Source organism: Vibrio sp. 1457, from assembly GCF_033340195.1.
GTDB lineage: Bacteria > Pseudomonadota > Gammaproteobacteria > Enterobacterales > Vibrionaceae > Vibrio > Vibrio alginolyticus.
Genome location: NZ_JAWOWA010000005.1, coordinates 62257 through 78005, shown reverse-complemented (window position 1 = coordinate 78005; position 15749 = coordinate 62257). Strand labels below are relative to the sequence as shown.

Here is a 15749-nt window from a genome sequence, read left to right as displayed (position 1 = left end):
TTATGCATAAATCGGTAAACTGCCATTTCCTTTCACTTGTCTAATCGCCAGGTGGGTATGAATATCTTTCACATTTTCTAATCGCTGTAACTTTCTAGTAAATGTTTCATAACCAGCGAGATCTTTACTGACCACCTCTAACAGGTAATCATAGGCCCCTGATACGACATGGCATGAGATCACTTCATCCATCTCAACAACGGCATGTTCAAACTCATCAATCGAAGAAGCTTGGTGGTTATTTAAACTCACTTCAACAAATACAGTCATCGCGATGCCTACAGTGTCTCTGGACACAATAGCTCGATAACCACTTATTACACCTTCCTGCTCCAAACGCTTAATGCGTCTTGCACAAGGTGATGCCGATAGCCCTACTTGGTCAGCAAGTTCTGCCGTTGTCAGAGTGGCATCCTTCTGCATTAGGTTGATAAGTTGCCTGTCAATTTTATCCATTTATTCTTCCGTGCCTTTAATCACCAACAATTAACACTTATACGCAATTTATCACCAACATCAAGCCTAATTACGTCAAACTTTGCCTCCCTTTGGCAAGAGTTTTATTCAACAATTAACACATCATTTACAAATGGACATGTCGATAATGATCTTGGGATACGCAGCTATATTAACGACCTTACTGCTTTGGTCTGGTTTCTTTATTTCTTTAAAAGGGGGCGCAATTTCTGCCTTGCAGCCAGCCGATATCGCGTTAGTTCGCTTTCTAATCCCAAGTATAATTTTATTACCATTTGTGATTAAGCATAAACAGTCGCTGCGCGTAGTGCCTAAACGCTACCTGGTTGGTGTTGTGGTTGGAAGCGGCCTTCCCTATCTTCTGGTCGTCGGAACGGCTATGCATTTCGCTCCCGTGGCGCACGGCAGTGCATTAGTACCTGGCACTTTGCCATTGTTTGTTTCTGCTATCGCGGTACTTTGTTATCAACAGTCGCTGAGTGCTCACCGCTTAATCGGGCTTTCTACGGTGCTGTTAGGGATTTTCGTATTCCTTCTTTCTAATAGCGGCGCAGAGTACAACTGGTCTCAATTACAAGGGCATATCCTGTTTCTAACTGGCAGCATCATGTGGGCTGCTTTCACCATCAGCGCTCGTGTCGCCAATCTTAATGCACACGTCTGTGCAGGATTCGTTGCAATCGCGTCTTTGGCTCTGCTCATCATCGCCGTTGGTTTCGGGTGGGTAGACAGTTATTTGGTGGTAACACCGTTCAGCCAGTGGCCATGGGAGGAGTTATTTGGCCACGCGATGCTACAAGGTGTTGGCGCAGGTTTAATCGCTTCTTTCACTTTCATTTATGCAATTAGGATCATCGGTGCCGAAGCCAGCGCTGCTTTTGGTTCATTAACTCCAGTCGTCGCGACACTTCTTGCCGTTCCAATTTTTGGTGAACAACCAGATTCTCTCACTTGGTTAGCGCTGATGTTGGTCACATGCGGCAGTATTGTGGCAAGCCAAATCTTTATGAAAGATGGAATGAACCAAACTTATCGCCCACCACTTCACAGATAGCGATGATTTTACAAAAACTTATGCCTTACTATCTTGAATAACAAAATGGCGTTTTGATAGCCTCAGCTTAACTAAAAAATTAAAACGCCAATGTGATGCCAGCCACTCATAGTAAAGATGAACTGCATAGGTTTCTCAAACCGGGAATGAAGCTTTCTACTAATTTCGAATTTGGGCCTAAGGATCAATATACGTATTCCACCACCTATCTGGGGATGAAAGAAAATGCTTATTTGATTCTTGATATACCAATGCGTTTGCTTGAAGAGCAAGTGATGAGAAAACTCCCCAACGCCGATGTCATCGTGCGTGGTGTATCAGATACGGAGTTAGGCCATGTCATTGCGTTTAAGTCCAGCGTGCTGACGACGACCGTTCGACCATCCCCCCTTTTGTTTATCCGCATTCCAGGAACATTTGCAACCAAACCAGTTCGGGAACATGAGCGTTACAAGTTGCAAATGGACTGTAACGTTATTCATGCAGGGAATGTCTACGACGGTAGCCTTATCGATTTCTCTCTAGCAGGTGTTGGTATATCAACCTTGATTGAGCCCGAATTCAACGTGGGTGAGAGTGTTACCATCGAATGCCCGTTAAGCCACTATATCGGAGAAGAAAATCGATGTGTCATTGCCAACATTAAGAAATTGGTGAAGGGATGGGTAGTTGGAATTAAGTTTGCTAGTTCCATTGAGATGACTCACGAACTAAAAACAGAGTTACTGGAGCAATCCTTTCTAACCAGTAACGTCTGAACTTACTGCTCGCTAAAGCGCGTCGCCTCAAAGCTGTTGAGTATTCTGTGAACCGTATAGGTCACAAGCAGCGTCGCAACAATAGCAAACAAAATACTGCTCACGCGATACAGCGCACTGAACATTAAGTCACCATCCGGAGTAAGGTATTGGCCGAAAAGAATACCTAACGTGGTTAAGCCGCCAAATCCGGCTCCCGAACCGCTAGACTCTTTCACGTGCATATAACTGAACATCATAGCCCCAATCCAAAGCAATGGAACGATAAACAATAAGGTATCCGACCAATCGTATAATACAAGTTGTCCTACAATACCAAAGGTCACCCCCATCAAGGTCCCCATTGCTCTTTTTCGCGCATACCCTAAAGCACCGTTCCAATGCATAGGAAACAATAAAAGTAAGGTTGTCGCCTGAGCAGACATAGAGTCACTGAGGTCAAATAGCTGGAATACAAGGAAAGACATTGTAGCGATACTCGCCCCCATAAGGGCTTCATGACGCATGCGATGACTCTGTTTAGGCTGCGACGGTTTCGCTGGTGGCTGACGAGGTTCCGCATCGGGAATCAAAAATGTCACCACATAAGCAACGATCACTGAAATAACATTCGCTTGCAGATTGCTAAAGATTAGGTCATTTAAGTCAGTGGTTGGATAACTCGCAAAGTGCAGCATGATGCTTAAGCTCAGTACGCTGTTCGCTCCAAATAAGAATAAGCTCCCTTTTGACATACAGGCGAATTTATACAGGAACAACCCGAATGCAATGATTGTCATCATGCCTGGGTGCCCACCAAATAACCCACCAAGCACACCAACTTCTAATCCACACACAACCGCTGAAAAAATCAGTTGTCGTGCGGCATGTAGACTCATGACTGGCACCATTCCAAGTAACAGCATCGGGGTTACAGTAAAGAATACGCCATAGTTCCAACCAAATACTTTACATAAAGTGAAACCAATGGTCGCACCAGTTGCAATGCGCAAACACTGACGGAAGTCGTTTTCCGACATGGGGTGGTCCCATAACTTCATATCGCCTCCTCGTTAATAAATATAATGAAGAAGACTCAAGAATTGGATCTGGCACCTCGCTAACCAACCAGATAATGAGTTTTCTGGCAACAACTGCACGGTTGCTCGTGCCCCTGCTGGAAATGCGCGCTGCTGAGGTTCATCGATAGCTAAATGTAAACGTAAGCGCTGCGCGTCTCTCACCCAACGGTTTGAGTCAGTTGGTGTTGCTAAGCGACCATCCGCATCGAATTGACCCGAGCTGACCCCGGCATCCACACTCGTAATACGAGCTTCAAATACATCACCAGGTAAGCTATCAAAAGCCACTAACGCACGGCTGTTCTGATTAAAGTGTCCTAAACTCTTTTCACGAAAGTCGGCAATGATATCCACGTCATCGGAGACTAAAGCGACAAGAGGTGTACCAGCTGCCGCATAGGCCCCCGTCTCCAGCTGCAAGTTAGCGACAACGCCATCATGTTCCGCCGAGACTTGAGTGTAAGACAGATTAAGTTCCGCTTGTTTTAGCTGGTTTTGCGCCACGCGGATATTCACATTCGTTGCGCCTAAATCACCGCGGTTTACTTCCAACTCTTTTAAACGAGCACGTGCGGCCAGTAAGTTCGCTTTAGCTGCCGTTGCACTGCTCTGTGCGTCATCGCGCTGCTGTTGCGAAGTACCATTACGGTGAAACAGAGTATTAAGACGTTTTGCTTCGCGAACTTTTTGTTCCGCCACGATTTTGCTCGCTTCAACGTCTGCTTTTGCCGCAGCAATAGAAGCATCAAGTTGTTCGTTGTTTTGAATCACACGCTCAAGGTTAAGTTGAGCCTTTTCTACGGCGAGCTGATAAGGCTGGGGATCAATCTGAAATAGTAGATCGCCTTGGCTTATTTCTTGGTTGTTGGCAACATAAAGATGCGTAATCTGCCCACTCACACGGGGGGCCACTTTAGTTACCACACGCGTTGCCATTGCCTGAGGCGTCAACGGCATGGCGAGATCTGCAACTAGAAAATAGGCAAAGACAAGGACAAACGCGACGCAAGAATATTTGATCCAACGTGCGAATTTTTGATCTGGAGTCATAGGCGTTTACTTCTCTTTTTATTCGGTTTTCTGACTTATTCGCTAAGTGAATCAAGCGCATTGTGAGCAATCTGATCAAGAATCAATGAAAGCTGCTGAAGCTCCTGGTCGTTGATGTCCGTTAGGAGCTTGCTTCGAACTTGAAGAATTCGAGCCTCCATTTGCTTTAGTAGGGTTTTCCCCTCTTCTGTGAGGCTAACAATACGTGCTCGCTTATCGTGTTCACAGCAATGGCGAACGATCAGAGATTGCTCTTCTAATAATTTTAATGTTCGCATCAACGACGCTAACTCGATCTCAAGCGCTTCAGCCAAATGCTTCTGACTGATGTTGTCACCCATTCGATAAAGCTTCCATAACGCAGTCCAACGCGGATACGTTAGGTTTAAAGGCTCTAACTCGCGATCTGCAACCATTTTCCACAAACGAGCAACACGAGATAATTTTTCAGCCAGAGAAAGGTCTCGCAAACTGTTGATGTCTTGAATCATAAGATCTACTCAATTACTTAGCGTGCTAAGTAATATAAAATAGTTAGCACGCTAAGTAAATATCTTTTTGTGATTGAAATCACGTTGGGTGTGTCAGTGAAGGGGCAGAAATCTAAGTAACACAACACTATGCTTGAACTTGAAATGCAGCGATGTACACAACAAACGTCGAGACCAATAAAGTCTGATTTGTATAAGAGTAAAAGGGTCAGATACAAAAAAGCACAACCCACTGTCATGGTGTTGTGCTTTTCAGATAATGAATAATTGGGTTATCTCGTAGTGAGCCAATTCCTTATGTTCGCTCAACTAAGAACCGCTGCTTAAAATCCACAAATGCTTCATGGAGCGCATTTTCTTTAATCGGCTTGAGAAGCACGTAATTCGCACCCGATTCCATAAAGGCGTCACTGGTTTCTTTCGCGGTGTCAGCAGTACACGCATAAATTGGCGTGCCTAGTTTTAGCTTTTGTCGGATCTCTTTGGTCGTTTCAATTCCACCAAGATGCGGAAGTTGGTTGTCCATCAGTATCAAATCGTAAGTATGATCTTTTAAGAATTCCATTGCTTCTAACCCATCTTTCGCCCAATCAACCTGCATTTTGTACTTGTTACAAAACGCTTTTAGAATGAATGCGTTAGTATGGTTATCCTCTACCAACAACACTTTGAGACTCTCTGCAAATAGTTCACCTGGCTTAACTCGCAAACTCGAATCAAGAGGGGTGAGTACTCGCTCACGATCTTTCACTGGCATTGTAATGACAAAAGTCGTTCCTAAGCCTTTCTGACTGCGGACTTGAACATCACCTTCCAGCATGTCGACGAGGCTCTTCACAATGGTCAGCCCTAAGCCACTGCCGCCGTATTCTCGAGTCGTTGTTGCTTCTTCTTGAACAAAAGGTTCGAACATTTGGTCGAGTTTGTCAGACTCGATGCCGATACCTGTATCCGTAATTTCCACGACCAGCACGCTATTGTCAGCGCCATAGAACTGCTCAAGTTCAGCATGCAAGCGCACGCTACCCGAGGGCGTAAACTTTACTGAGTTACTGACTAGGTTGAATAAAATTTGGTTCAGACGAACTTGGTCAGTAAAGATTTCAACATTGGGATCTATTTTGTTTTCAATGACAAGGTTGACGCCTTTACTTTCACAAATAGGACGATAAATGTTTTCTAACGTTCGAATTGTATCAGTGAAAGAAAACGGGTGCTTTTGGATATTAAACTTACCCTGCTCAATCTTCGAAAAGTCCAAAATATCATTCAAAACAGCAAGTAAGTGCTCACCACTATGTCGAAGTACGTCAATTTGGTTATTCTGCTCTTCTGTTTCCACAGAGTCTTTTAGCAATTGAGCAACCCCTAAAATTCCATTGATTGGCGTTCGGATCTCATGGCTCATTTTAGCCAGAAAGTCGGCACGGGCTTGAGCAGATTTCTCTGCTTCTTTGCGCGCCAAGTTACTCTGTTTTTCCGCCTCAATTAGCGTGGTTATATCCTGACCTTGAACAATAATACCGCTAATATCTCCATCAACTCGAATCGGCGATAAGTTCCAGCGATATACTTTGTCTCCAATTGGCACATTAACGCCTGTCAACGTAGCTCCCTGAGCCGCCATGCGAAGGTGTGGCATCAACTTTTCTTTGAAACCTTTGAACACTGGGTGCATGGTTTCAATATCGTTTTCCATGACTAACTCTTTGCGTGCTGCCGGATTGATTTGGATAAGTACACCCGATTCAGACCACACCATAATAGGTGATAACGCAAAGTTAAACAGGTCTCGGAAAGACCGCTTTTGTGCTTCAAGCTCTTCAAAAGTGTTTTCTAGTGTCGAACCAATATGATCGAATTCCTCAATATCTGACCCCTCAAAACGCTCAAATCCTTTTTCTTCACGAGCCGAGCGGGTATATGCCATCAGGGATCCTAACTCTTCAACTACTCGATTCTCGATCCATTCTTTAGTCATTAGCGCAATCATAACCATACCGATAACTGAGGCTAGCATTGCTAGCAGGTGTTGGATTTGCAATGTCACCACGCTCTGATTGTCTTGCACAGTAAGCAAGCACAAGTCAGTCTCGGCGGCATTTACCTCAATAGGGGTTTTGATGATCAATAATTGGTCAAGCTTGTGCTGGGACTCTCGTCGTTTGAGTACGTCAAATATTTGATAAGCCTCATCTCCTACTAATGAGCTTGCCAATGGTGTGTTGTTAGCGACCAACACAACATTGTCGACGTTGCCTTCATTTTTTAACCTTTCCATCAACCCAAAGTTATTATCTAAAACAACAACATTGTAAGAGTACCCCATCACTTCACCGGTTTTAGGTTGTAAAACGGGTACACGACGAAGTAAAAGATGGCGAGTTCCCATCGGGGTCTGTGAGGGTAGATAATACCAGTTGTTGCTAAAGGTCACTTGACTGGCAAGTCGGCTAAGTATCAGGTTGTTGATGCCATAGAAATGCGCGTTGCCATCGTCCCAAATAATACCTTGATGATCGGTTAGGAAACGAAACTCCGGTGTATGGGAAGGATCACTCTGGTCAATACTCATGAAAAAGTAATTGAGTGCCTCTTCATCACGTTCTGTATAAAAATCCAATACAACATCACTTTTCGAATTGCTGTTGTGATGAATCTGAATCGCTGCAAAATGGCTATCAAAAATGTTCAGGATCAGGGCAGAGGTCTGCTGCTTGGTTCGGTCGACTTCCTGCCAAATAATCTGCTTCGAGAAGTAATAACTCTGAACAAAGATGCCTAGAATGATCGGAGCAAGTACGAGAATAATTATTTTGGTAATAAGCGTCGACAGTGAGCGACGCTTTCTTGTTTTTGATGTAGTTGTCATCAATTATCTGAGTATCTAAATGCACGTTTTCTTAATGCTTCAATTCTTTCTGGAGAGTCCGATTTGGTAACGACTTCAAAATCACCAGAGTAAACAGTGGGAACTGGCTTTCCTTCTAAATCCCACTTAATGGCCTCAGCCATTGCAATACCTGTATCATCGTTCATACGCATAACGGTAACGTCTAACTCCCCTTTAGAAAGCGCCTCTAACTCTGCTGAACCGCCGCCCCAACCATTGATCATGACATCATCACGACCTAACTCTTTAAGAGCGTCAACAGCACCTAATGCTACATCGGTAGAACACGCGTAAATGAAGTCAACGTCCGGATACTTCTCCAAACTGGCTTTTGCAGCTTCATACCCAGATTGCTTTGTTGCTTTGGTGTAGTAAGCAGATTGTAGTTCAAATTGATTATCGCGGTTCACTTGGTTAATAAAAGTGTTGCCTCTGATGTCACTAATGTAGCCCTCTGAGAAGTAGAGAACACTATAGTGGCTATGTTTAGGGAAACGCTTGCCAAACTCAACGGCCAATTCACGACTTCCTTCTGCGTGGTCGAAACCAACATAAAGAAACGGCTGATGATGTTCCCAATCCCTAACAGGTGTGGTGATATTTTGTAAAATTAACTTGGTTTTCTTTGAATCTAAGACATGCTCAACAAACTTACGATGTCTTGTGGTATCTAGAGTAAAGATCAAGTAATCGGAGTTGCTTTTCAGCGCCTCCATTAAAGACAAACTTTGCTGCTTTATATCTGCATTAGGACGAGTAAACACCTGATTTAGTTGATAGTCGATATCAAGCTTATCTAGGCGTTTTTCAAACGCATCGATGTTTCGAATCCAATAATCAGAGATCTGCTGCCCTGGATAAACAACAGAAATTTTCAGTGGACGCTTCTTGTCTTTTGCTACGGGTACAGGGGTTTCTCTTACCACTTCAGCCAACGCACTAGTTAGCTGCTTCTGTTGTGGAAACTGGTCTAAAAACTCTTGATATGCCCAATACCCATTAAGAACTTGGGTGGCCTGCACATTCGGCGCAAAAGCGGCCATTGAAATCAGGGAGAATACTAACGCTTTTTTCATCTACTGCTCTTTTAGCTTTTTTATGAGCCTAATTCAGCTCTATTCATTACCTAGCCGAGTCATCCTATACTCTTGTAATCTACCTTCCTCTTAGTGCCTGTTTCAATAGTAAATTGGTTCTTGGTCTGAGTGGATGCAAATAAAGTACATTGAGTCGCTTCCTTTGTCTCGATGACGTAGAGACATTTCGCGCTTTTCATACTCAGGACCTGTAAACAGAACACCAGCCCATTATGCGTCAGTTTATTCCTACATGGTACTCCAAAAACAAAAAGAAACCGCCAATGTGACATAGGCGGTTTCCGTGTATCTTTGCGTAGCAAGGGCTTATCAGAGTGCCACTATCTCTAACATCATTTGTTGATGTTCGTCGACGACAATATTTGCTTTTGACATAACGAGCAGCTCTTTTTTCGCTTTAGTTAGTTGCTTAATATAGTACTCTGCTCGCATGGCAAGCGTCTTTGACTCAAAATCCGATGACCATTCCAATACCAAAGGGCCTTTTCCCTTCAAAGCTTTCGCTCCTTTTCCGGTTTGGTGCTGATTGAATCTTCGTTCAACATCATTGGTAACACCACAATACAACGCGTTGCGGTTATTTCGTATCAGGTAGACACTCCAACGCTGCGTTGTATTTTCCATCATGAAAGCAGTGACTCAACCTTAGCTTTTAATTCATCCAGCTCTTCTTTCAGCTGAGCGACTTCGAGCTCTAGCTGACTTACTCGATCGGAGCTCGAGCTTGCAGCAGACACAGGCGCTGCAAGTTCGGACGCATCAACATCACCACAGAACAAATGCATATAACGCGACTCCCGCTTACCAGCCTCACGTGGTAATTTGACCACTAATGGTCCTTTCTCTTCGCTTGCTAAATGCTCAAGGACCGTTTCCACTTCTTTTACATCATGAAATGTCGCGAGACGATTAGTACGAGTACGAATTTCCCCAGGTGTTTGAGCACCGCGCAAAAGCATACAGCATACAATGCCCTTCTCCTGCTCTGTCAGCTTTAAATCACCAAATTCCGTATTACAGAAACGGTGTTGATACTTGCTGACGCGGCTGTTGAACGCACTTTCGTCACTGACGAGCCTGCGCTCAATAAGAGCATCAACGGCATCGAGAACGTCTGACTCAGAGAGTGACATCACGGGATCACGGTTGCTTTTTTGATTACACGCGTTGGTTAATGCGTTCAGGCTGAGGGGGTAAAGATCTGGGGTAGTGACTTCTTTTTCGATCAAGCAACCAATAACTCGTGCTTCAATTGCCGTTAGCTCAACTTTCATAATGCATTTCCTTATTATTTTTGCATTTGACTTTGTACCTAAATCGCTTCGAAATCATACGCCATAAATTCACACAGCAGTGCAAGAAGCGTTAGCGGTTCAGGTGTTGGTGTCAGGCTAAAGCATAGCGTAAGACCTGACACCCCTTACGAATAGGGTCAGGTATCAATGCTCCGAGAGAATCGGCACTCTCGTCAAATTGCCATCTTGGTCGACCATCATTATTTTTGAACGATTAAGCTCAACTTCGATGATTTCGAGTTGCTCACGAGCGTTGATATACGCCGTTTTTAACTTTTCAGCCACAGAGCGAGTGACTTGCTCATTATCTTGACTATTTACTTGCTCCGCAGTGTTACCAGAGTCCATATCAAGTTCATCATTTTGCATTCAATGGTGTTGATAATATAGTGAAGGCCACGTTATGACAATGAATCGATGGATTCTACGTTGTTGGCCAAAACTCGAAGAAAGCAGCACGATTATATGGACACAGCGCAATTGGTTGAGAAATGTTCAACTCTGCATTGCTATTGATCTAAAGACTGTTATGCCACTGGATGTTGTGCTTTAATCGAGGAAGATATTCATAAAATTAGGAAAGAGAACTATGAGTAGCGTATTTGAAATCGTTAACCAAGCTCGTCGTAAAAACAAACTAAAACGTGAGCTTCTTGATAACGAGAAGAAAGTTCGTGATAACCGCAAACGTGTTGATCTTCTAGAAAACCTTCTAGACTACATCAAACCAGAAATGACTCACGATGAAATCGTCGCAATCATCAAAAATATGAAAGCAGACTATGAAGATCGTGTTGATGACCACATCATTAAAAGCGCTGAGATCTCTAAAGCACGTCGTGACATCAGCCGTCGCATTCGTGAGCTGACTGAAGAAGACAAGCAAACTAGCGGCAAAAAATAAACGCGTGAGCTAGATTTTCGAACCCCGAGCAAGAATATCTTCCTCGGGGTTTATTTTTGTCTCTAAACTAACCGCCGTGTACAATCAATCTAACTCTTATTCCTAACGCATTCAGCTTTCTATGTCTTCAACTACGACAAGTACACAACCAACGCTTGCAAAACAATTATTTACGATGACCTGGCCAATGCTTTTTGGCGTTCTGTCTTTAATGAGCTTTCAGCTTGTGGATAGCGCGTTTATCGGTCAGCTCGGCGTTTTACCGTTAGCCGCTCAAGGTTTCACTCTGCCTTTGCAAATGGTCATTATCGGCATTCAAGTCGGTCTAGGGATCGCAACGACAGCGGTCATTTCTAAAGCTCTTGGGGCGAATGAAAGCCAGTATGCCAAACAACTTGGCGGATTGGTATTGATGATCGGCTCAATTGGTGTCGCTATTTTTGGCGGGCTAATTTGGCTTTTGCGCTACCCCATTTTAGCTCTATTAAGCGCTCCAGAATCTGTTATGCCGATAATCGACAGTTACTGGCCTTGGTGGTTATTAAGCTCATGGACTGGTGCGGTTTTGTATTTTTATTACAGTATCTGCCGAGCTAATGGCAATACAATGTTACCTGGCACAATGATGATGATAACCAGCGGCGTGAACCTTGTGCTCGACCCGCTATTTATTTTCACGTTTGACTTGGGTATTAACGGAGCGGCAATAGCAACCATCGTCGCTTTTGGGTTTGGTATTTTAGTCGTCGCTCCTCGCGTGAAAAAGAATCACTGGGCAACGACACAATGGCAAGATCTTAACGTAGCCAAAAGTGTTGCATCTATCGGTAACATTATGGGCCCCGCGATGATTAGCCAACTGCTGCCACCGTTGTCTTCCATGCTAGCAACAAAATTATTGGCAAGCTTTGGAACCGCAGCAGTCGCCGCTTGGGCACTTGGTTCACGCTATGAGTTCTTTGCTATCGTTTCGGTCTTGGCGCTGACAATGTCTATGCCTCCAATGGTTGGACGCTTACTTGGAGCAAAGAACTATGAAGATATCCAAAGGCTCGTCAGTATTGCCGTAAAATTCATTCTAGGTTTCCAACTTTTGATTGCTGCCATTACATTTGCCGTCGCAAACCCACTCGCATTATTGATGACAAGTGATGTGCAAGTGGAGCAAGTCTTGGAAATGCATTTACTGATAGTGCCGATCAGTTTGGGTTCGTTAGGGGTTTGTATGCTAATGGTTTCTCTTTGTAATGCATTAGGCAAATCTTACACCGCGCTCACTATTTCAGCGCTGCGCTTGTTTGTCTTTTTCCTACCGTGCTTGTGGGTTGGCGCTCAAATGGATGGAATCCGAGGTTTACTCTTAGGCGCTTGTATCGGCAACCTGTTAGCTGGTGTTTCCGCATACCTAACCTATCGCCAAACCATACGCAAACTCGCAGGCGCTCAAGCCAACGCGTAACGATGAATAATCAGAACTAAGCCCCTGAAATGGGGCTTAATCGTTTTGACACCTTGTCTAAGTTGAAATGTTAGCTAGGCGAGTTTTAATTCACTAAAGAGCTCAAATAACTGGTTCGATTTATACGGCTTAGGTAAATAAGCATCCATGCCTGCCGCAAAACAGTTGTGGATGTCTTCTTCCAAAACACTCGCAGTGAGTGCGATAATCATCGTTTTTTCACGTCCTGCTTTCTTTTCCCAACGACGAATTTCTTTCGTCGCGGTCAGTCCATCCATCACGGGCATCATGCAGTCCATTAAAATTGCATCGAATTCTTCTCCCTTTGTGATGGCTTCTAACGCTTCTTGACCGTTGCTTGTTATCAAATAGTCACAACCTGCTTTATCCAGAAAAAAACTCGCTATTTTCTGGTTCATCAAATTATCCTCCGCAATTAAGATCCTCCGATGAGAGCGCGACGCTCGATATTCAGAGCTGACAACATTATTGGTGACATTGTCACTTGATATAGTCTTTTCAACCTTAGCTAAATCATCAATGACATGCTTAAATCGATTGCCAAGGAAAGGTAATGTGAGTACGGCATGTACTTTTTCTGCATTTTCGTAGGGAGTGGATAAATGATGCTGGCAAATAATCACACGGCGAAGATCGTAATTAAATGATAGATTATCCAAGATTTCATCGGTATTAGCGTCGTTACTGTGGCACAGAAATATGACATCAAAGTCATCATTTATCGCTTGCACTTCATTCACATTATTAACACCAAAGAGATTGATTTTCGCTAAGCGACACTCTTTTAATACTTGGTCGGCGTAGTCGTAATTTGAGCAGATCAAAAGCCCTTTATTAATCATCTCCGAACGCCAGCCAAACACCGGAATTGCTTCAACCTCAATCGAGAATTCAAAGCATGTGCCCACTCCTTTTGTAGATGTTGCTACGAGCTTGCCCCCCATCATCGACACAAGCTGACAACAAATTGCCAAACCCAACCCTGTGCCGCCAAATTGCCTCGACACTCCTTCATCTTCCTGAGTAAAGGGTTCAAAAATCGTGGTTAACTTATCTTGATCAATGCCTATTCCGGTATCTTCTACTTTAAACGTCAGCACTCCACGTTCTTTCTCAAGTAACTCCTCATAACTAACATCAACGCATACATGCCCACTTTCGGTAAACTTAACCGCATTCGATACCAGATTCGTAACTACCTGTTTGACACGATGATCATCGACCATCACGCGAATGGGGATATTTTCAGCTAAATTAATACCTAACTTTAGCTGTTTAGATGTTGCTTTGGATTGGAATAAAATCATCGACTGATACACGACTTCTCGGATATCCGCTTCTACTAGTGACAGCTCCAATCGTCCAGACTCGATTTTAGAGAGATCCAATATATCGTTAAGTAAAGTGAGCAGTGTTTGAGATGAGGAGTCAATGTCATCAACAACTTCTTGTTGATGCGAAGACAACTCACTTTGAGAGAGTATTTCTGTCATGCCCATGATCCCGTTAAGGGGCGTGCGTATTTCATGTGACATGTTGGCAAGAAACACAGATTTTGCACGATTAGCCGATACTGCTGACTCTTTTGCATGCAGTATTTCTTCAGTTTGTCTCTGCATTTCTTCAACCACTCGATTCACTTGCTGAGCAAAAATGGTCAGTTCATCACTTCCATCAACTTTGACTTTTGTTTGCTTCTCTTCGGAGTTGATCAACGCGTTTAAAGTATGAATGATCGCATCGAGTTTGCTGTTAACTCGGAACCAAGTACTAAATCCGAGCCAACAAAGCAGGATAACCACTAAGGCGACGCCAAAACTGATCATCGCTATATTGGCCTTTTGTTCATGAACCTGCGTGAGAAGCGACTGCTCAGTTTGTTTGGTGAACCCATCAATGAGCACTTGTAAGCGCTGCACACGAAAATCGAGTTCTTTTAAATACACGGCGTAGTCACTTTGTGACATGTCTCCTGACATTAATTGTCCACGAGACGCCAAGTTTCTCTGATATCTCGGCGAAGTAAACAAGCCAAGCAATTTATCCACTTGCTCGTATGACCCACCTAAGTTTAAAAACGCATCCAAATTTTGCTGCTGTCGGTCAACCGCCTGATAAAACATACTTTGACTTAGCCAACTCTTAGGGTCTTGGACTAAACGGTTCGTCAGCCAAGCTTCTTTCTGTGTCCAAAAAGAGAGCTGAGCAAAGTAGGCAATAAAATTTTGCATGCGAATGCCATCGTCACTGCCATACCATTGATGATTTTGCAACAAAGAGCGCGACATATTTTGGAGCTGTTGAAATGCCCAATCACCCAGGTCGTCCATCTCACTCAATCTACCTGACAATACCCCCAGCATGGCTTCTTTCAGTTCATCAGCATACTCAGCAGTATTAGGGTTACTCACAAACTTTTGATGCAAAGAAGAAATAACTTCACCTTGCTCTTCAATATTAATGGCTGCAGAGACTTGAAGATCAGGCTGTCGGCGTACTTTCTCTATGGAGTAAATAAAGTGGGAGGCCTTGGATATCAATTGGAAACCTTGAATATTGCTAACCGTTTGATTGAGACGGCTCACGCGCAACGCATTATCAGAAAACTGCTGAACTGCAAATACCACTATTACCACAGCGGGTAATAGTGCGAGGAGTGCTAAGCGTGTTTTTATTGATAATCTCAACATCCATCAGCCTAATGGTTGATTTCATCCGTTTATTTAATATTAGACTAGTTTCTTGCATTGAAAGGCATATACGACATTGTTACTTTCAAACAACATTCACCTACCTAGACTATGGTTATTGTGAGTGTTTTATCATCGGCTAATGCAGTAAAAATTGTGATTTAAGTCATATTTTTTGATCTTAAAGTTGGATGCAAACAATAAAGTTTCACTCACAACTAAGAGTCGCATCACTTTTCAGGAAATCATCTATTGTATGTTTACCTATTGAGTTGCCTTGTCGAGTCAAATCACACAAAAATGCAAAATATCCATTTTTGTCAACAAAACTAATTTGAAAGCAAACGTTATCATCGCAAAAAAAGTAAGTTACTTTCTAAATGTCAATACGTGAAAACCACTGCTTTAGTCACATTAATCCACCACTAACGTCCCCTTAAGTAGTGTTTTACACTGGATTTAATTTTCCTAGCAGAATAAGGACTCCGACCTTAGAATC

14 protein-coding genes are annotated in these 15749 nt (G+C 43.4%); 4 read left to right on the top strand and 10 right to left on the bottom strand.

The features are described from left to right. Positions 1–456 (bottom strand): Lrp/AsnC family transcriptional regulator, encoded by a 456-nt coding sequence (locus R7Z41_RS07135; RefSeq protein WP_005373581.1) that lies wholly within the window; start codon positions 454–456, stop codon positions 1–3. Between the two features lie 148 nt (positions 457–604). Here R7Z41_RS07135 and R7Z41_RS07130 point away from each other — a divergent pair, with 148 nt between their 5' ends. Together R7Z41_RS07130 and R7Z41_RS07125 are read left to right on the top strand one after the other, a co-directional pair. Then, positions 605–1531, top strand: a complete 927-nt coding sequence (locus R7Z41_RS07130; RefSeq protein WP_025767932.1) for a DMT family transporter — start codon at positions 605–607, stop codon at positions 1529–1531. A 95-nt stretch (positions 1532–1626) separates the two neighbouring features. Then, positions 1627–2289, top strand: coding sequence for a flagellar brake protein (locus R7Z41_RS07125; protein WP_225477476.1), 663 nt, complete (start codon positions 1627–1629; stop codon positions 2287–2289). A 2-nt stretch (positions 2290–2291) separates the two neighbouring features. Here R7Z41_RS07125 and R7Z41_RS07120 read toward each other — a convergent pair whose 3' ends face one another. The 8 genes from R7Z41_RS07120 to R7Z41_RS07085 form a co-directional block, all read right to left on the bottom strand. Then, entirely contained in the window at positions 2292–3329 is a 1038-nt protein-coding gene (locus tag R7Z41_RS07120; RefSeq protein ID WP_017635179.1) for a DUF2955 domain-containing protein, read from the bottom strand. 12 nt (positions 3330–3341) lie between these two features. Further along, positions 3342–4400, bottom strand: coding sequence for an HlyD family secretion protein (locus R7Z41_RS07115; protein ID WP_318136343.1), 1059 nt, complete (start codon positions 4398–4400; stop codon positions 3342–3344). Between the two features lie 35 nt (positions 4401–4435). Continuing rightward, positions 4436–4891 carry a transcriptional regulator SlyA gene (gene slyA, locus R7Z41_RS07110; protein WP_017635177.1) on the bottom strand — a complete coding sequence of 152 codons (456 nt, stop codon included), beginning with the start codon at positions 4889–4891 and terminating at the stop codon, positions 4436–4438. 295 nt (positions 4892–5186) lie between these two features. Further along, entirely contained in the window at positions 5187–7763 is a 2577-nt protein-coding gene (gene luxQ / locus R7Z41_RS07105; RefSeq protein ID WP_158155831.1) for a quorum-sensing autoinducer 2 sensor kinase/phosphatase LuxQ, read from the bottom strand. Then, positions 7763–8860: an autoinducer 2-binding periplasmic protein LuxP gene (locus R7Z41_RS07100; RefSeq protein WP_005385634.1), complete on the bottom strand. Its 1098-nt coding sequence runs from the start codon at positions 8858–8860 to the stop codon at positions 7763–7765. Before R7Z41_RS07100 ends, luxQ begins: the two co-directional genes overlap by 1 nt. Positions 8861–9190: 330 nt before the next feature. Next, positions 9191–9508, bottom strand: a complete 318-nt coding sequence (locus R7Z41_RS07095; RefSeq protein ID WP_053304534.1) for a GIY-YIG nuclease family protein — start codon at positions 9506–9508, stop codon at positions 9191–9193. Then, positions 9505–10155, bottom strand: coding sequence for a YceH family protein (locus R7Z41_RS07090; protein ID WP_005373594.1), 651 nt, complete (start codon positions 10153–10155; stop codon positions 9505–9507). The genes R7Z41_RS07095 and R7Z41_RS07090 overlap by 4 nt, the downstream gene beginning before the upstream one ends. A 165-nt stretch (positions 10156–10320) precedes the next feature. Then, complete coding sequence (locus R7Z41_RS07085) at positions 10321–10524, bottom strand: hypothetical protein (RefSeq protein ID WP_031777159.1); 204 nt, start codon at positions 10522–10524, stop codon at positions 10321–10323. A gap of 241 nt (positions 10525–10765) precedes the next feature. Between R7Z41_RS07085 and R7Z41_RS07080 the strand changes: the two genes are divergently transcribed. Then, on the top strand, positions 10766–11080 hold the full coding sequence (locus R7Z41_RS07080) for a DUF496 family protein (RefSeq protein WP_005373603.1): 315 nt from the start codon (positions 10766–10768) through the stop codon (positions 11078–11080). 121 nt (positions 11081–11201) lie between these two features. Then, positions 11202–12539 (top strand): MATE family efflux transporter, encoded by a 1338-nt coding sequence (locus R7Z41_RS07075; protein ID WP_054574588.1) that lies wholly within the window; start codon positions 11202–11204, stop codon positions 12537–12539. Positions 12540–12613: 74 nt separating this feature from the next. Here R7Z41_RS07075 and R7Z41_RS07070 read toward each other — a convergent pair whose 3' ends face one another. Beyond that, positions 12614–15250: an ATP-binding protein gene (locus R7Z41_RS07070; RefSeq protein WP_318136342.1), complete on the bottom strand. Its 2637-nt coding sequence runs from the start codon at positions 15248–15250 to the stop codon at positions 12614–12616. Positions 15251–15749 lie beyond the last annotated feature (499 nt).